Origin of the sequence: Bacteroides sp. An279 (genome assembly GCF_002159615.1) — a bacterium.
GTDB classification, from domain to species: Bacteria; Bacteroidota; Bacteroidia; order Bacteroidales; family Bacteroidaceae; genus Phocaeicola; species Phocaeicola intestinalis.
Map to the genome: position 1 here is coordinate 1 of NZ_NFJA01000083.1, position 17,523 is coordinate 17,523.

14 protein-coding genes are annotated in these 17,523 nt (G+C 51.4%); 4 read left to right on the plus strand and 10 right to left on the minus strand.

Features of this window, described 5'->3' with window-relative positions; all coding sequences use genetic code 11:
* Positions 1-457 precede the first annotated feature (457 nt).
* Positions 458-877 (plus strand): N-acetylmuramoyl-L-alanine amidase, encoded by a 420-nt coding sequence (locus B5F78_RS13110; protein WP_087406930.1) that lies wholly within the window; start codon positions 458-460, stop codon positions 875-877.
* 142 nt (positions 878-1,019) lie between these two features.
* On the opposite strand, the gene B5F78_RS13115 is transcribed toward B5F78_RS13110, so the two are convergent.
* From B5F78_RS13115 to B5F78_RS13125, 3 genes are all read right to left on the minus strand, one after another.
* Positions 1,020-1,898 (minus strand): tyrosine-type recombinase/integrase, encoded by an 879-nt coding sequence (locus tag B5F78_RS13115; RefSeq protein ID WP_087406931.1) that lies wholly within the window; start codon positions 1,896-1,898, stop codon positions 1,020-1,022.
* Positions 1,899-1,995: 97 nt separating this feature from the next.
* Positions 1,996-3,504, minus strand: a complete 1,509-nt coding sequence (locus B5F78_RS13120; RefSeq protein ID WP_087406932.1) for a transcription termination/antitermination NusG family protein — start codon at positions 3,502-3,504, stop codon at positions 1,996-1,998.
* 533 nt (positions 3,505-4,037) lie between these two features.
* Complete coding sequence (locus B5F78_RS13125; protein ID WP_241148268.1) at positions 4,038-4,847, minus strand: tyrosine-type recombinase/integrase; 810 nt, start codon at positions 4,845-4,847, stop codon at positions 4,038-4,040.
* Between the two features lie 93 nt (positions 4,848-4,940).
* Between B5F78_RS13125 and B5F78_RS13130 the strand changes: the two genes are divergently transcribed.
* Complete coding sequence (locus tag B5F78_RS13130; protein WP_239473477.1) at positions 4,941-5,102, plus strand: winged helix-turn-helix transcriptional regulator; 162 nt, start codon at positions 4,941-4,943, stop codon at positions 5,100-5,102.
* Positions 5,103-5,160: 58 nt separating this feature from the next.
* On the opposite strand, the gene B5F78_RS13135 is transcribed toward B5F78_RS13130, so the two are convergent.
* From B5F78_RS13135 to B5F78_RS13150, 4 genes are all read right to left on the minus strand, one after another.
* Positions 5,161-6,003: an aldo/keto reductase gene (locus tag B5F78_RS13135; protein WP_087406933.1), complete on the minus strand. Its 843-nt coding sequence runs from the start codon at positions 6,001-6,003 to the stop codon at positions 5,161-5,163.
* A 38-nt stretch (positions 6,004-6,041) separates the two neighbouring features.
* Positions 6,042-7,058, minus strand: a complete 1,017-nt coding sequence (locus B5F78_RS13140) for an aldo/keto reductase (RefSeq protein WP_087212554.1) — start codon at positions 7,056-7,058, stop codon at positions 6,042-6,044.
* Between the two features lie 11 nt (positions 7,059-7,069).
* Entirely contained in the window at positions 7,070-7,918 is an 849-nt protein-coding gene (locus B5F78_RS13145; protein ID WP_087212557.1) for an aldo/keto reductase, read from the minus strand.
* A 245-nt stretch (positions 7,919-8,163) separates the two neighbouring features.
* Positions 8,164-8,682: a flavodoxin gene (locus B5F78_RS13150; RefSeq protein ID WP_087406934.1), complete on the minus strand. Its 519-nt coding sequence runs from the start codon at positions 8,680-8,682 to the stop codon at positions 8,164-8,166.
* Positions 8,683-8,816: 134 nt separating this feature from the next.
* Here B5F78_RS13150 and B5F78_RS13155 point away from each other — a divergent pair, with 134 nt between their 5' ends.
* Together B5F78_RS13155 and B5F78_RS13160 are read left to right on the plus strand one after the other, a co-directional pair.
* Positions 8,817-9,644 (plus strand): helix-turn-helix domain-containing protein, encoded by an 828-nt coding sequence (locus B5F78_RS13155; RefSeq protein WP_087398068.1) that lies wholly within the window; start codon positions 8,817-8,819, stop codon positions 9,642-9,644.
* A 109-nt stretch (positions 9,645-9,753) separates the two neighbouring features.
* Complete coding sequence (locus tag B5F78_RS13160; protein WP_087406935.1) at positions 9,754-13,260, plus strand: DEAD/DEAH box helicase; 3,507 nt, start codon at positions 9,754-9,756, stop codon at positions 13,258-13,260.
* Between the two features lie 132 nt (positions 13,261-13,392).
* Here B5F78_RS13160 and B5F78_RS13165 read toward each other — a convergent pair whose 3' ends face one another.
* From B5F78_RS13165 to B5F78_RS13175, 3 genes are all read right to left on the minus strand, one after another.
* A complete protein-coding gene (locus B5F78_RS13165) occupies positions 13,393-13,587 on the minus strand; it encodes an Arm DNA-binding domain-containing protein (RefSeq protein ID WP_087212566.1) in 195 nt (64 codons plus the stop codon).
* 27 nt (positions 13,588-13,614) lie between these two features.
* Positions 13,615-14,925: a SpoIID/LytB domain-containing protein gene (locus B5F78_RS13170; RefSeq protein ID WP_022039431.1), complete on the minus strand. Its 1,311-nt coding sequence runs from the start codon at positions 14,923-14,925 to the stop codon at positions 13,615-13,617.
* Positions 14,926-14,989: 64 nt separating this feature from the next.
* Positions 14,990-17,335 carry a DUF4922 domain-containing protein gene (locus B5F78_RS13175; RefSeq protein ID WP_087406936.1) on the minus strand — a complete coding sequence of 782 codons (2,346 nt, stop codon included), beginning with the start codon at positions 17,333-17,335 and terminating at the stop codon, positions 14,990-14,992.
* Between the last annotated feature and the right edge of the window lie 188 nt (positions 17,336-17,523).

The window sequence follows — 17,523 nt, forward strand, 5'->3', positions numbered from 1 at the left end:
ATGAGTTTTTGAGGCATTTTCGCTTCTGTGATGAGGAAGATAGCGGGCTATCTGACGAAGAACAGGAGCGGAAAGGACCAAAAAATCGCCCAAAGCACACACGAAAACGAACACATCAAGCCAAGAAAAACTTTTTGGAGAAATTCAAAACAGCTTCTTAACCTTGCAGGGCGGATAACGAATCTGCCCTGCAACAATAAATTGTCATGCGATTATTCATCCTTATTATTCATTTAACCACTAAACGTATGAAAACAAACTGGAAAAACATTTTGCTTTACATCGTCAAGTTCATTGAGTTGTTGATAACCGGTGCTGCCGGAGGAGCGATAGCCAGTATGTAGAAGTTGACAAGGTATCAGTTGACAAGGGAACAAGGTTCTGAATAGTTTTACTAATGGCATCTAAAACCTCGTTAACTTGTCAACTGGTTAACTCGTTACCTAAATATACACTTATGAGAACCATTACACTGATTATCGTGCACTGTTCTGCCAATAGGGCGGGCAGTGCCCTTCGGATGGCAGACATCGACAGCTACCACCGCTCGCTGGGCTGGATAGGCTGCGGTTACCATTACGTCATTCCCACGGACGGGACTATTGAACCGGGCAGACCCGATGAAATGGTCGGGGCACATTGCAAGAACCATAACCGGCATTCGATTGGAGTCTGTTACATCGGCGGACTGTCTAAGGACGGAAAGCCTGCTGATACCCGGACGGATGCCCAGCGTACTTCCTTACGCAAGTTGCTGGAAGCGTTACACCGAAAATATCCTCGTGCCTTGATTGTCGGTCATCGGGATTTGGATCCGCAGAAAGCCTGCCCGTGTTTCAATGCCGCAAGTGAGTATGCTGATTTACAGCCTCATTGACGCTAATTGTTTCTGCTAAATGATGACAGCCGACACGGTTTTCACCGGTAAACGTTGCTAAAACGGCTTGAGCCGTGAAAGCTGCCATCGTTGTATCATTTTAATAACCTTGTCAACTCGTTTCCTTGTCAACTTGTCAACTTCACAAAATGTCGCTTATGCTTACGCTCTTGGTCATGCTTTCCCACGAATGCCTTGCGACAGTGAGGTTCAGCGGATAACCAAGCTCCATCATCTCGCCTAATTTTTTCAGGCTGTAATTGATGCGGTGCAGGAGGCTGTCATACTGTCTCCATTGTTCGCGCGGGTCTTTTGCCGTAATGACGGGGAAGAGTAGGGACGTGCCTTTCTGCCTGTAGCGGTCCGCAATCTCCTGCAGTGCCGGTTCCCAGGGAATGGAGATTTCCTTGCCGGTGACGTGCTGGCGATAGGTGAGCTGTCCGTTCTTGATATTCTTTCTCGTCAACCGGAAGATGTCGTCGCTCCTCATGCCACGGGCATAGACTGTGAACAGGAAGATGTCGCGGGCGAAGACGGTCATCTCTGATTCACCGCCCAGGTCAAGGTCACGCAGACGTTTCACTTCATCAAGCGTCAGTCCGTTCCTCTCTTTCTTGACACGGTAACTTACGTCCATGCCTTCAAAGGGATTGCTGTCGGCAGCAAGCCCGTCGTTTACGGCAAGTTTATAGACCCGCTTCAAATTCCGGATATAGAGGGAAATGGTATTGCGTCCCAACTCCTGGTTCTTCAGCCACGTGTGGTAGTTGCGCATCAGCAGGGCGTCGAAGTCCTTGAAAGGCACTTCATTTTTGCCTAAATAGGTGATGAACTTCCTGAGATACTTTTTCAGTTTTATTGCCGCGTCATACCGCCCCTCGTCCCGCAGTTTCTCAACGCGGGAGTTGGCATAGGCGATGAAGCCGAAACCTTCCAGCCTCTCAGCCCCTCTCCAACTCTCCCCATGAGGGGAGAGGGTTAAAGTTGCTGTCTGTACATTCTTCTGATTGTTGTTATCCACTTTCTACTATGATTTTTGTCTGTCTGTTACTTCTTTAACTCCTAACGGAGCAAAGCGGAGTGATAACTCCTTTTAACTCCTTTAACTCCTAACAATCTTAATTGTGCAGCCACACCGTCCGCAGGTACCTGCGCCATATGGCAAGGTGGTTGGTGGTGTTGATTTCCTTGCAGATGCGGACACAGGTCTGTATCAGCTTGTCCTTTGCCGCATCCTTTTCCTGTGCAGAAGACCGGATGGCAAGGACGCCCAGCGTATCTTCGCCGACCTTAAAGTCCTGTATGGCTTTTACGGCTGAATCCGCGTCCGTCAATACCTTATATAATGTAGGCGCATAGTTGCGGAAGGACTCGATGAGCTTTTCCCTTTCCGCATTTGCTGCGCCGTCAGGAACGGCCTCCACCGTTCCCGCAACTAATTTCTCATTGGCTTTGCCTGCAGTCAGGAAATATTCCTGAAGGAAACCGTCCCAGTTGGCGAAGTAAGTAGATTCTTCCTTGTCTTTATCCTCCATCATGCCGATGTGGGCATAATAGGTAGTGGTGATTGTTTCGTCCTTTTGCAGGCTGGGCAGGTAGGCTTCTTCCTTTATGTCAACCTTGCGGATGATTTCCGTAAAATCCTTATGGTGGAATTTCACCCCGGTTTTGCCTTCTTCCATTTCCACACCCGCTGTCGGGGTAAGGAACGGGCGCAACGCCAGCTTGTCCCAGTTGGCTTTCACATACCCCGGATTGTCATGTTCGTAACGCACGAGGTTGATGACGAGTTCCGCCTCCGTGCCGGTCATCCGTGCCAGACGTTGGCTCAAAGCGGTGTCGCCATGTGCATGAAGTTCCTTGCAGAGCGATACCAGCGACGGCTTGACGACAAGACGGTCAATGATACCGTAAAACATCTGGAGCGTGCGTTCTCCATAGCCGCAAGCCTGCAGGATTCCGGCAAGCAGGTCCACGGCACGTCCTTTCTCCGTTCCGACGGAGAGCCTGTCTCCCTCCATGTTGTGCAGGCGGACTACGTGCAAGTCCCATGCCTTGGGGCAGGAAACCGTGAGCCAACTGCCCGGTTCAAATCCCTGTACCTGAAACACCAGCCGTTTTCCGTGGCGGAAACGGCAGATATAGCCCTCACAGCCCGCGAGCGGACCGTCAACGACACGTACTATCTCGTTCGGTTCGCCCGTTTTCGTGTTGAAGGCATAGTCCGAGTAAGGACGTTCCAGCACAATCACCTTGTCGGCATAGTTCTCGTTGTAGTCGCGGAAAGCGCGCATCTGGGATTCGGGAATGACACACATCCGTGTCCTTTCTCCTTTTTCCTTTTTACGTTCGTACTGTATGTCCGCATCCTTGGAGTGCTCTTTCATGAAACTCATCAGCGCATTCTGCGTGGCGAGTACGAACACGATGCCCGCAAACAGCGGTTTCTGCCTGTCGTCGCTGTCCTGATGCACATTCACCGTAGTGTGGGTCGGTGCATAGATCTCCAGGATGTTCTTGGTCTGTGCCTTTTGCTTTTCCAAAAGCTCCACCAGCTTACCCTCCTGATGGCGCTTGGTGCGCACCACATACCAACGGTAATCCACATGGTTAAGTTTGTCGGGCATAAATTTTATTATTAGGAGTTAAAGGAGTTAGAAGTCAATACCATAAATTGTTAATCGTTAATTATCAATTGTCAATTGAAAAGTGCGTTCTTCACGTTCCTCTCATGTCAATCGCATGATAGTTCCCAAGCACCTTATTTCAGGTATAACGGCGGTATTCTGGACGAACCTCAGCAGCAATGATCCACCGTTGTTATGTGACGAGAAGAACAAAGCGCGATGCGCTTTAACATTTTTGCTTCCATATCACAAGTGTTTAGTTTTTAACCTATTAAGTCTATTCTACACCCACCGCTTTACCATTGCTTTATAATATGAAACGGCGAATTTTTGCAACCGATTGATTATCAGTATATAATTTTGCACCAAGTCCAATTTTAGTCAAACAACGGCTGTATTTGTTCGACTAAAATTGTAATCTTTAAAAAAAATCCGGTGATAAATGGTTCTGTATTAAATCTTTTTATTACCTTTGCGGCATACTTACCGCTTCATATTATACAGTTCCGAAATTTGTCGAACATTCCCAGCTTTCATTCACGCATGATTTTGCCTATCATTTTCCGGTTGGCTTTCACCACGTCCTCCGTGTCGATGGAGGAAAGATAGATTTGTGTGGTCTTCAGGTTTTCGTGGCCCAGCCCCTTGCTGATGACGGACAGGCTGGTGCCCATGTCACGCATCGCGCTGGCCCAGGTATGCCTCCCCGTATATGTCGTGAGGGATGTACGCAATCCGGCCATCGTGCCGATTTTCTTCAGGTAGTAGTTCACCTTATGCTCCATCCGCTCGTACTGCCGCCGTTCCGTGCCGTCCGCCTTTGTGATAATGGGTAAGAGATACGGACTGCCTTTCGTCAGGTGGATGTAGTTGTCCACAATGTCCTGCATGACGGATTCCCAACCGACGGTCAGCTCCTGTCCGGTCTTCTTGCGGCTGTAGTGCAGCTGCCCGTTTCGGATGTCGTCTTTCTTCAGGTAGGCAAGGTCCACGAACGAGATGCCCTGCAAATAAACGCTCAGTATGAACAGGTCACGTGCGAAGGCGACGACGGAGTCCTCGGGCAGACGGAGCAGCCTGATGGCACGCAGTGAACTTAACGGTATGGCTCGTTTGGCGGTCTTGGCGAACCCTGTGAACACGTGGCGGAAAATATGCTTGTCGGTTGTCAGTCCGGCTTCGACGGCCTTGCGGTAGAGGGTGCGCAAGGTGCGCAGGTAGCACGACGAGGAGTTGCGCTTCACGCCCCGTCCTTTCAGCAGTTTTCCTCCATGGGGTTTTCCTCCATGCCGTAGTGGAGGATTGACAAAATAGGCAGAAGATTTGATGCATGCGCAAAGCAAGTTAGGACATGAAGTTGTTGCATTATATCCGAGTGGAATATCTAGGCTCGCGTCATCAACCAACAGTTGAAAGAACTGGAAAGTACGGCATGATTGGCGAAGACTATCTATCCCAGACTTCTACCCCATGTGGAATATTCCATCACGGAAGACGGGCGAAGCCTTATGCCCATTGTCCGGATGCTGGAACAATGGGGAAATGGCTTCCGCCCGAAGATGATACGGATATTGAAAGAAGAAGGTGACAAATTTTAATCTTGTACACTTATTCGTGTATCTTATAAGTCCCTATTTCTTTTTACGTATCCATGTTTTACTTTCCGAAGCTCGTCAGCCACTTTACCGACTCGGGGGCATAGTGCGAGAAGAACAGGCTTTCGCCCTTGTCCAGCTTGCCGATGGCCTCCATGTCTTCGGCGGAAAGGGAGAAGTCGAATACATCGAGGTTCTGCTCCATGCGCTCCTTGTGCGTGGACTTCGGGATGACTACCACGTCGCGCTGGATGAGGAAGCGCAGGGCGGTCTGTGCCACAGACTTGCCGTATTTTTCGCCAATGGCTTTCAGCACGGGATTGGTGAAGAAGTTGTTGCGCCCTTCGGCGAATGGTCCCCACGACATGATTTGCGTGCCGTACTCCTTCATGATTTCCTGCGGCCGGCGTTGCTGGTTGAACACATGCGTTTCCACCTGGTTCACCATCGGCTTGATGTCGCAGAACTCTGCCAAGTCGATGAAACGGTCGGGGTAGAAGTTCGATACGCCGATGGCACGGAGCTTGCCTGCCTTGTACGCTTCTTCCATGGCGCGGTAAGTACCGTAATAGTCGTTGAAGGGTTGGTGGATGAGCAGCAGGTCGATGTAGTCGGTCTGCAACTTGCGGAGGGATTCGTCGATAGAAGCCTTTGCCTTCTCATACCCGGCGTTGGATATCCACACCTTTGTCACAAGGAACAGTTCCTCGCGCGGGATGCCACTCTTCTTCACCGCACGGCCCACGCCTTCCTCATTAGCGTATGCCTGCGCCGTGTCCACCATACGATAACCCACGCTCAAGGCATCCGATACGCAGCGTTCACACTCTTCAGGAGTTACCTGATATACACCATAACCTAAAATCGGCATTTCTACGCCGTTTGATAATTTGACTGTTTGCATAACTCGTTGTTTTTATGGGGTTATTGCGATTTAATATCTTATTTGTTTGCTCTCTTCCAGTTGTTACCAAAGTTAGCCTGTTCTGTTTCCACATGTCCGCGATGCCCGTGGATGGTGCAGGCATCAAGGGCAGCTTCCAGCGCACGGAACTCCTCATCGGTCAGTTCCACATCGGCAGCACCGAGGTTTTCCAAGATACGTTCCTGATTCTTCGAGCCGGGGATGGGCACCACGTTGGGATATTTGTGGAGCATCCATGCAAGGGAAATCTGCGCGTTGGTGGCGTGCTTCTTCGCCGAGTATTCGGCAAGGATATCAAGCACGGGCTGGTTGGCGATGATGTTCTCGCGGCTCAACTGAGGCACGAATTTGCGTACATCGTCCACCGCCTCGAACTGCGTATCCGCCTTAATCTTGCCGGAAAGGAAGCCGCTGGCTATCGGGGAGAAAGGCACTACGCCGATGTTGTGCTCCAGACAGTACGGGAATATCTCCTTCTCGCAGTCGCGTTCCAGCATGGAATAGAGGTTCTGCACGGCGGCAACGGGAGTCACGGCATGTGCCTTTGCCAATATATTCACATCCACCTGCGACATACCCCAAGCTCGGATAACGCCCTCTTTGATGAGCCGCCCCATTGCAGCAGCTATTTCCTCAAACGAAACGTGTTCATTGACGCGATGCAGGTAGTAGAGGTCGATGTAGTCCGTCTGCAAGTTCTTCATCGATTGCTCCAAATGCTTGCACGTGGCATCGTAGATACTTGTGCCGTCCGCAATCTCCGATTCGTGGAGGAACATCTTGGTGGCAAGCACGATGTCCTTGCGGAACGGGGCGACAGCCTTGCCCACCAACAATTCGTTGTGTCCGGGAAAGAAAACCACGTCACCATACACCTCCGCCGTGTCGAAGAAGGTGCAGCCTGCCTCGTATGCCTTGCGGATAGCCTCAATACTGTATGCCTCTTCGGGCACTTGTCCGTAGCCGTGGGAAAATCCCATGCAGCCCATACCAATCTCGGATACTTCGAGATTGCCAATCATTCTTTTCTTCATGTTCTGTTGTTTTAATTGTGTATTTTCAATGTTCCGATAAACTTGGTTGTCTGCAAGTCCATGTCGTCATAGATAGGACTTTTGCCTGTGTCCAGCGTGGCGATACTTTGCATTTCCTCGTCCGTCAGCGTGAAGTCGAAGATGTTGAAGTTCTCCACCATGCGCTCCTTGCGCACTGTCTTAGGGATAATGACCACGTTCCGCTGATTTAGCCAACGCAAGATGACTTGCCCCACGGTCTTGCCGTGGTGTTCAGCAATCGCCTTCAGTAAAGGATTATGGAAGATGTCGTTCTGCCCTTCGGCGAACGGCGCCCATGCCTCATGCTGGATGCCTTCCCGCTGCAAGAAAGCGTTGGCTTCCTTTTGTTGGAAGAAAGGATGCGTTTCCAACTGATTGACGGCAGGCTTTACCTCGTTGTGCAGGAAAAGGTCTTGTAGACGCTCGTTGCTGAAGCTCGTCACGCCAATGGCACGGATGCGTCCCTCTTTGTACAAGCGTTCGGCGGCACGCCATGCGGCATAGTAGTTCCCGTAGGGCTTGTGCAGCAGGTATAGGTCGAGATAGTCCAGCCCCAACAGCTTCATCGAACGGTCGAAAGCACGCAGGGCATCATCATACTCGTAATCCTGCACCCACAGCTTGGTGGTCACGAAAATATCCTCCTGTTTCAATCCACTCCGACGAATGGCATTGCCCACCTGCTCTTCATTGAAATAGGAAGCTGCCGTATCTATCATCCGATAACCAGTTTCCAATGCTTCGCTCACGATGCGTTCCGTGTCTTCGACCGGAACTTGGAAAACGCCGAACCCTATTGCCGGCATCTTTACTCCGTTGTTTAATGTTACTGTTTGCATAATTCGTTGTTTTTATGGGGTTATTATTATTTTGATGTCTTCCTGTTATTCGTTTTTCAAGTTATTCTTGTTTTTGTCTCCGATAGCACTTCTCCTGACGGATTGGCGTTGTCGGAGGTCTGTTTAGTGCTTCTCTTGACGGATTGGCGTTGTCAGAGATAACGGCGGAAAATGTTTAGAAAGATAAGTCCGGATGTTATCCGGCATCAGTTCCGGACTTATCCTACCTCATGTCCGGGGTGAGTTTACATACCGTTTTGCTTCAACCATTCCTTTATCAGCCTGTCCGATGAAGCCGCAGCACTTCCACGGATGGCAAGCCCGTCTTTCACTTCCGTGCCGGGGCAGACTTTTCGGATATCATCCACGCTATGACCCAGTCCGCTGCCCTCATGGGTACAGAACGGAAGTATCTTCTTCCCGGTGAAGTCGTATGCTTCCAAGAAAGTAAACACGCACATCGGCATTGTGCCCCACCAGTTGGGATAGCCGAGAATAATCGTGTCGTATTGTTCCATATTCTCGACTTGTCCTGTCAGCGCGGGGCGTTCTTTGCTTTGGAGTTCCTGCATGGCGACCTCTGTCATTTCCGTATAGTCAGCCGGATATTCCTTGACGGTTTCTATCCGGAAGCTGTCAGCACCGGTCAGTGCGATAATCTTGCCCGCTACACTTTCGGTGTTGCCCTGTTGCAGTTTCTTGATAACGCCGCCGACATAGTTCTCGCCCCGGCGCGAATAATAAACTATCAGTGCTTTGCTCATTGTCTTTTTCGTTTCTGATTACGGTGCAAAGTTACAGCGCTTTTACACGCTCTATGTTTCACAAAAGGTATCTAATGTTTCACGAAAAGCACAAATCGTTTGGCGCTCTCCGGATAATGCCCTAATTTTGCGGCATGGCAAAGGATAAAGAACTGAAAATCGTATATTCCACCCTGTTCCAACTGATAGGGTCGGTCAAGCTGCGGGGTTGGTGCGTGCACATGGTGTGCCTGCAAGGGGAAGGCTTCTTTACTTACGACGGCCGCCCGTTTCATGTGAAGAAGCATGACGCTGTGGTCATCAATGCACCCCAGCAAGTGCATGTAGTCGGTCAGAGCGAAGATTTGAAAGTGGAAGTCTTGGCAGCACCGCATGATTTCCTCTCCAACCAGCTTCCGGCGAATAATTATGGTATAGGAGGCAGTATCAGCCTGTACGACAACCCTGTCATCCCCTTATCGGAAGAGGATGCGGAGACGTTGGTGCGCGACATACACCATATCCGCGACCGCATCGCCGATACCGGCCATCTGTTTTACCGCGAGCTGATAGGCGGGCTGGCCCTTCCGCTGATTTATGACCTGTTCTATTTCCACGCCAAGAACCGTACCCCGATATTTGCCACAGACAGGAGCATGTATGTCGTAAAGGAACTGATGGCGTTGCTGGAAAGCGGACGCAGCAAGAAATACCGGGAAGTCGCTTATTATGCCGAACAGCTGAACGTGACCGTCAAGTACCTCTCCAATACCGTAAAGCGGCAGACGGGCAAGAGCGTCACTTATTACATCGACCGTTACACCGTCCCGATGATAAAGGAATATCTCAACAATCCCGACCTTTCCATCGTGCAGATAGCGGAGGAAATGAACTTCACGACGCTCTCTTATTTCAGCCGGTACGTGACCAAACACCTGGGCATGTCGCCGAAGGCTTACCGGGAATCATTGATGCCGCGGTAAACATGGATGGGATATAGCCGGGTTTATCAAGCCTTAAATTCGTATTTTCTATAATTTGTCCTACGAAAAAGTTATCTTTGCAACAAAAAAATTATACCACGATTCATATATGGCACAACAGTTTGGCAATACATGGTGGGGCAACGAATGGTTGCGCTCGCTGACCCACATTGATTATGAGAACCGCATCCCCCGCGGCGCACGGTATGCCCGCAATGGCTCCGTCCGAGAAATACAGTTACAAGATAATGTCATCAGCGCCAAGGTGCAAGGCAGCCGTCCGCGGCCTTACCGCGTTAAAATCATCGTCCCGAAGTTTTCTGCCGGACAGGTGGACAAGCTGATGAACCGGCTGATAGCCCGACCGGGCATCATCTCCGGCCTCCTCAACCGGGAATTGGACCCGGAGGTGCTGGACATCGCCCGCTCCTGTGGCTTGAAGATATTCCCCGAACGATGGGATGACTTGGAGATGGATTGCAGTTGTCCCGATTGGGCGGTGCCTTGCAAACATCTGGCAGCCGTGGTCTATATGTTCAGCCGGGAGATTGACAACAATCCTTTCATTGTGTTCCAAATGCACGGGTTCGACCTTCTGAAAGAATTGAAGAAACGGGGCATTGAAGTGGACAACGTGCGGCAGGAGGTGGAAGTGCCCGCCTTGAAAGACCTCGTGACGACCCTGCCTGCTAAAGATGCAGGAACGGAAGTCCCGGCATTCCGCCGCATCGACTTCTCCAAGCTGGCCGACCGGTCTGATGCCCTGCTGATGCTTCTGCCGGACAAGCCGCCTTTTGCACCCCAAGGCAATTTCAAGGAAGGATATGTGGCGGAATTGCGCCGTGTGAGAAAGAACGTGCAGCGTTTCTTCACCGGGAAGCTGGGGAGGGAAGAAATGTTTCCTATCGCATTTTCCAAACTGCCGGAAAGCATCGGTGTGGACGATGCGATAAGCCTTTGCTTTGATTACCGGTATGATTGGACGATAGAAGGAAAGGTTGCCTACAACGAGCGCACGTTGCCTCATGCCTTGCTGCACATCAATCCCGATTTCCTGCCCGACTATCATCCGACGGTCATTGCCCTGTACCAATCCCTTTTCTGTGCGCTGCACCTGTTGGACAAGGGGGCGGTGGCTCCACAGTTGCTCCGATTGTCGGACAAGAAATACCTGGTGCGCTGGATGCCCGCCTACATCGATGCACAAGCCAAAGAACTGGTGGAGGCACTCGAAGGACTCGTTCCGGCTTCGCTCGTCAAGGTGAAACTTACGGCACGTTCCGCAGCAAAACCCGTGGAGCATTCGGCGGAGTGGCTGGTATCGTATTTCCTCGGGACGTTGGTCAAATACTTGTCGGGCAGTTGCGACCGTATGCCGCTCCTCCCGTTCTTCTTCAAGGGAGAACGCATGCCCTTCGACGGAGTGGGCGAAAAAGAAACACCCGGCGGCATCCGCTCGTGGACGGCTTCCTATACCCTGACGGCATCGGACTACCGCCCGGTGTTCAGCGTGAAAGAGAGTCGCCGGGGAGGCTTCGACCTGCATATCGGCGTGGAGGACAAGCGAAAGCCGGAGCCGCAGACTGTACCTCTATGCGAAGTGTTGGATTCGCCGGAATACGACCGTGAGCGACTGCGTATCCTGAGGAGCTTTACGCTCATCTCCGGGCTGGTGAAGGAAGTGGGGAGCTATATCAACGCCGGTGCGAAAAAGCCTGTCCATTATACTGCTGCATCGTTTGTGCCTTTCCTGCTGCAAGTCATCCCTGCCGTACGGATGCTCGACATCAAGGTATTCATGCCTAAATCATTGGGACAACTCATCCGTCCCAAGGCATCACTTTCCATCAAACGGAAAGCCGGTTCGGACAAAGGCTTTCTCAGCCTGGCAGACCTTTTTGCCTTCGATTGGGAAGTCGCATTGGACAAAGAGCTTGTTCCTTTGGAAGAATTTATGAAGCTGATGGAGAAGGCCGACGGGCTTATCAAGTTCAAGCAACGCTACATCTATGCCGATGCGGAAACCCTGCAAAAGCTGCAAGCCGCCATGGCGCAGGGCGAAAAGCTGACTTCCGCCCAAATCCTGCAAGCTGCCCTGACGGGAGAATACGAATCGGCACCGGTGCATCTGACCGATGAGGTCCGCCAATTGATGGACGAACTGACGCGGCAGGAGCATATCCCGCTCCCCACCGGATTGAACGCTACGCTGCGCCCTTACCAGGAACGCGGCTTCTCGTGGATGTACCGCAACAGCCGCATCGGTTTCGGCTCTATCCTGGCGGATGACATGGGATTGGGAAAGACCTTGCAGGCCATCACCCTGATGCTGAAATTGAAAGAGGAAGGCGCATTGGAGCAGGGGCGTATATTGGTAGTGGTACCCACCGGTCTGCTCGCCAACTGGCAGGCGGAAATCAGCCGTTTCGCCCCGTCGCTCACTGTCTTTGTCTATCACGGGACAGGACGAAGCCTGAAGCAGTTTGATGCCGACATCCTGCTCACCACCTACGGCGTGTTGCGCTCGGACAATGCCAAGCTGAAGAAATTGCCGTGGACGCTGATGTTCATTGACGAAGCGCAAAACATCAAGAACCAGGACACCGCACAGAGCAAGGCCGTGCGCGGCATTCCCGCCACGACACATATCGCCCTCAGCGGCACACCCGTAGAGAACCGCCTCACCGAATTCTGGAGCATCATGGAGTATGCCAACAAAGGCTACTTGGATACGCCGAAAGCCTTTAGGGAGAAGTTTGTCAACCCCATCCAACTCTACAATGATGGAGATTGTGCCGCTCGCTTCCGCAAGGTGACCGCTCCCTTCATGATGCGCCGGATGAAGACCGACAAGAGCATCATCTCCGACCTGCCGGACAAGATAGAACTGAACGATTATGCCGCACTCACTTCGGAGCAGGCCGCCCTCTACCACCGCACGCTCGAAGCAGCCATGGCAGAAATCGAAGGGATTGATACCACCGACCATGAATCCCTTTTCAAGCGTCAGGGACTTATCCTGCAAATGATTCTTGCCTTGAAGCAAATCTGCAACCACCCGGCACAGTTCCTCAAGAACGGTGATGCCCGCATGGAGTTGTCCGGCAAGGCGGAGATGCTATTGGACCGCTTGGAGGGCATCGTGGCGAATGGCGAAAAAGTGCTTGTGTTCACCCAGTTCCGCGAGATGGGCGACTTGCTGGTGCGCTTCATTGAAGAGCGGTTGGGACAACGTCCCTTGTTCTACCACGGTGGATGCAGTGTAAAGCAACGTCAGGAAATGGTGGAGCGTTTCCAGAACCTTCGGAGCGACAAGATCTTCATCCTCTCGCTCAAGGCTGCCGGGACGGGGCTGAACCTCACAGCCGCCTCGCATGTCATCCACTATGACCTGTGGTGGAATCCGGCTGTGGAAGCCCAAGCTACCGACCGCGCCTACCGCATCGGGCAGCAACGGAACGTCATGGTGCACCGTTTCATCACCAAAGACACCTTCGAGGAACGCATCAACGACATGATCCAGCAGAAGAAACACTTGGCGGACATGACCGTGGCAAGCGGCGAAAGCTGGATAGGCAAACTGAGCAACAAGGAATTGCGGGACATCTTCGGGTAAGTGTGATAATAAACGGAGTTGGCAAGAGCCGCAGCATGTAAGGATGTACACTTACATACCGCGGCTCTTTTGTGTATCACAACAACAGATACCAATCCTTATTTCAATAGCGGAAGCTGCTCCAGCATGTTCTTAATGCGGATGGCTGTGCGGGGGCATAGGTTCATCTGGTGCCTTGGTTTCCACAGAGTTCTCCCGCACGAGATAGAGTTTCAAAAATTCATAGTGTATCTTTCTCTCGTGGTAAATATCAAGATAGATGGACTTGTTCCCGCTTTCCAATTCAAAGTAACATATAAAGTGAAAATAAAGCCAAAATAGAACCAAATTCGGAAATAGGATTGTTTGTCTTATTTAATACAGTTTTCTTACCTCCGCATTCCTGTAATAATGTAGCAGGATATCGTTGTAGCTGAAACCCTGTTCGCCCATCACGGCTGCCCCTATCTGGCACAAGCCTACACCGTGTCCCCATCCTGCACCGGTCAGTTGGAACCAGGCGGGTACCCCGTCGGTGGTTTCTCCTTTGTCTACTACGAAAGCAGAACTGAACAGGTGGGTAGGCGAGAGCGTGCGACGTATTTCCAGTTCTTTACCAATAATCAGCGTCTTTTCCGAACCTACGATTTTCAGTTTGCAGATACGTCCCGACTTGCCGCGTTCTATGGGGATGAGGTCGAGGATTTTCCCGTAATCGTACTTGGTTTTCGAGTGAATCAGTTCAGCCAGTTCGGCTTGGGTGTAACGCACTTTCCAGCGGTAGAAGTCGGTGGTTTCCTGGTCGTAATTGTTCAGTATCTGCCGGATGATGTTCTTGTCGTGTGTATGGCAAAAACTATCCGGTTCAGAGCGTATCCATTTTTCAGCTTCTTCTTCACAGGTCAGGTCGGGTAAGGACGTTTCTCCGGCTGCATCACGCACGGCATGAAGGTAGGGGTATTGCCTGTTTTCCCAGCAGGTGCCGAATTCTTCGGTCGCTCCTCCGCAACATTTCGAGAAGCGGGCATCGCAGATGGCGTTTTTATACATTAATACTTGTCCGCGTGTGGCTTTCACCGCTTCTTCCACCCTCCGGCTGGATGCTTTGGTGATGCCCTGATAGCGCTGGCAATGGTCGTCGGCACATACGTCGAAGATGGTATGGTCTTCGCGGTCGTACCAGCGGATGTATTCGGTTTCGGTTTTGATGAATGGAAAGAATCCGTTGTCTTTTTTGCTCAGTGCTTTCCGCTTTTCTATTTGTGCCAATAGCCAGCTTCGGGAGATGACGGCGTGTGCTTTAAGAAATTCGGTCGAAGAGGTGGTGTTCATTTCCGAAGAGATGACGCTGATGAGATACTCTTCGGCTGGGAGGATATTGATGGCGGTTATGCCTCCTTCATCCACCACCAGTTTCAGCATGCCGGTAAAACGCTGGGTTTCCTGTCGTTCCCAATGAAAATTGATGCCGATGGTTACGTCGTACAGGGAGAATGACGCATCGTCTTCCAGTGGGGTAAAGGTCAGCTCGCGGTACACGTTACCGTTCCACAAGATGCCTCCTTCGTCGAAGCATACGGTTTGTTCTCCGTCTACGCTTTCACCTTTGGCAAGGTAACGTCTGTTGAGGTTGAAATGTATTTGGGGGGCATTGAGGATGCCCACGCTTATTTCGGGTTCTTTCATTGTTGTGCTTTTTTTAGTTGACTCGTCACTTTTGTTACTTCGTTCTTGTCTTTTGGTTACTGAGTCATAAACTTACTTCATCGTATATCTCTTTTATCTCTTCCGCGGTCAGACTTTCGAAGTCTTCTTTCCGGGGGGTTACTATCAGTCCCGCCATGTCAAGGGCGCCGGGGCTTACAAGGCGTTGCTCACCCCCATATGCCGTATAGCAGGACGGACGGTGCTTATCACGTGGAAGATACGCTACGGTGAACCCTCTTTTCGGGTCATTCCATGCAAACAGGTTGTAACGTGGTTCGTCTTCGTCCGGGTGCGATGGCAACGTGTGCAGATAAGCATCTATCAAATCTGCATCTGATACAGGGGCAGAGTCGGACACGAATGCCTCGATGGGGCAGAGGTATCCGTTGATGCGGTATTCCTGACATGTTCCCCCGCCGGGTAAAGTGGCTTGTCCTGTAAGGGTGGCGGTTTCCATCAGCCGGTCCCACTGCATGATGAGCGGTATGTCTTGCATACGTGCTGCCTGAAAATGGAAATGGTCGGGAGCTGATGCGCCGCATTTGGCTCCGTTGTAGAACAAAGCATACCCCGATGCGAAGTGTCTCTCCAGCCAGTCGGTCAGTTTGCCTGGCAGCTGGCGTCCGGTTTTTCCCGCAAGGGTTTGGGGCTGGTGCCGTTCGCTGGAAACAGTGAGGTGGGCAGGCAGGATGGGATAAGGATTGATGCGAAGCTGGAAAGTCTCATCCAGTATGATGGGGATGCAGTCTTGCTCGACGGGCTTGTGTGTGTCGCAAAGAAAGCACGGGCGTGCCGCAATGCTTGTCTTATCCAGCCGGGCACAGGTCGAGACCGCGCGGGCGGGATTGAACTGGACAAATACCGTATTTTCCCCGATGCACAGGCGGCGGGTCTGGATGTGGCAGAGTGCTTCATGATTTGTGCGGGCCAGTGCCCAGTGGGCCAGCTGGTGCTTCAGGAAATGTTCGCCGGGTGTTTCTTTTTCTGGAGTCATAAGGGCACGGCGGCAGGAAAGCTCCAGTGTGCGCAGGCTGTCTTTATAAGCATTGTTGCGGTTTACTTTCTCGATGCTCAGGTTGGCATCCGAGTTTCCATCCCAGCGGCGGCACAGGTAAAGTACGTCGTAGATACGCCCGATAGGGTATTGGCGCGAGAATGCCAGTCCCAGTGCATAGTCTTCTCCATAGCTTACGTTGGGTATGCCTATCTGGCGCAGCAAGGGGGTGTAGAAGGCACGCGGTGCTCCCAACCCGTTGATACGGAGGGCGTTGTTGTGCCCGTTGGCATCGGTCCACTCGCGGTGGTCTATTACGCCGGGCGGCAAGCCCTGCAGTTTAAAGTCGGTCATGCGGTAGGAACCGATGACCATAGCGCATTGTCCTGCATGGAATTTGTCGATAATAGCCTGTAAGGTGCCGGGCGTACTATACAGGTCGTCGCTGTCCAGTTGGACGGCAAACCGTCCGCATCGTGCATCGCGTATGGCCAAGTCCCAGCATCCACCGATACCCAAGTCGGTGCGTTCGGGGATGATGTGGACTACTTTCTTTTCTCCGGCATACTGGCGGATGACTTCGGTTGTTCCGTCGGTAGAATGATTGTCTACGATTATCAGGTTGTAATCGAATGTCGTTTCTTGTGCCAATGCGGAACGGATGGCATCGTCGATGGTCCGCACGCGGTTGCGCACGGGGATGATGACCGATGCTTCACAGGGAAACGAGCCTTTCTGCAAATCGATATTCCGCTTCGGCGAAGGCAGGTATGCTCCTGTCTTTTTCAGGTATCGGGTAAAGACGGCTTCCCGTTCCAATTGTACGTCCCGGTTACGCGGGTCGACGTAATCGAATTGTTTTTCGCCCGAATGACGTGTATCTGTTTCGGTTTCTGTATAAAGATATTCGCTGATATGAGTCAGGGAGTACCTGCGCGACAATGCCAGCCGGAGGGCGTAGCTTGCCGAATGGGTATACGCAGGCTCTACACTGATTTCGGCTGTAGCTTGTCTGAAGGCTTCGGTGCGGTACATCACAAGCGAGCCGAAGTCGAAGTCATCCCGTACACTTCCCGGCTGGTAATCGATGACCGGATGTGGGTATATTCCTTCTTTGGTCTCTTCGTAACGGTCGGCATATACCATGCCGCACTCAGGAGCAGACAAGTAATCTGCCATACGCTCCAAAGCTCTGTACCCTAGCCGGATGTGATGCCTGGTGCGGCATATTAGAGTATAGGGGGTATGGCTTTGGGCAGCTATAAGCCGGCAGGTATCGGTATTGTCTTGCAGGGAGATTGTCTGTATCTTTGCGTCTGGAAGCCCTTCAATGATATCACCAGGTGTTGCCCCTCCGCAACAGGCGACGAAGCAAGTTATGTCTTTGTTTGTCATAATCAGTGGTTTGTCTTAGATGAATGTCCGCATGGTATAATTATGTTCCTCCCTCTCTCCTCTGCAAAGATAAGAAATTTTTTCCATGTGGCAATGGATTTGGAACAGGTGGGCGTAAAAATCTGTTAACTGATTATCGTTTTTCTATCTATATTGCTGAAAATGAGAATTATATAAGATGTGAAAAT

Coding starts and splice junctions, on each gene's coding strand:
- B5F78_RS13110 (WP_087406930.1), top strand. CDS start 458: ATGAGAACCATTACACTGATTATCGTGCACTGTTCTGCCAATAGGGCG.
- B5F78_RS13120 (WP_087406932.1), bottom strand. CDS start 3,504: ATGCCCGACAAACTTAACCATGTGGATTACCGTTGGTATGTGGTGCGC.
- B5F78_RS13135 (WP_087406933.1), bottom strand. CDS start 6,003: ATGCAAACAGTCAAATTATCAAACGGCGTAGAAATGCCGATTTTAGGT.
- B5F78_RS13140 (WP_087212554.1), bottom strand. CDS start 7,058: ATGAAGAAAAGAATGATTGGCAATCTCGAAGTATCCGAGATTGGTATG.
- B5F78_RS13145 (WP_087212557.1), bottom strand. CDS start 7,918: ATGCAAACAGTAACATTAAACAACGGAGTAAAGATGCCGGCAATAGGG.
- B5F78_RS13150 (WP_087406934.1), bottom strand. CDS start 8,682: ATGAGCAAAGCACTGATAGTTTATTATTCGCGCCGGGGCGAGAACTAT.
- B5F78_RS13155 (WP_087398068.1), top strand. CDS start 8,817: ATGGCAAAGGATAAAGAACTGAAAATCGTATATTCCACCCTGTTCCAA.
- B5F78_RS13160 (WP_087406935.1), top strand. CDS start 9,754: ATGGCACAACAGTTTGGCAATACATGGTGGGGCAACGAATGGTTGCGC.
- B5F78_RS13170 (WP_022039431.1), bottom strand. CDS start 14,925: ATGAAAGAACCCGAAATAAGCGTGGGCATCCTCAATGCCCCCCAAATA.
- B5F78_RS13175 (WP_087406936.1), bottom strand. CDS start 17,335: ATGACAAACAAAGACATAACTTGCTTCGTCGCCTGTTGCGGAGGGGCA.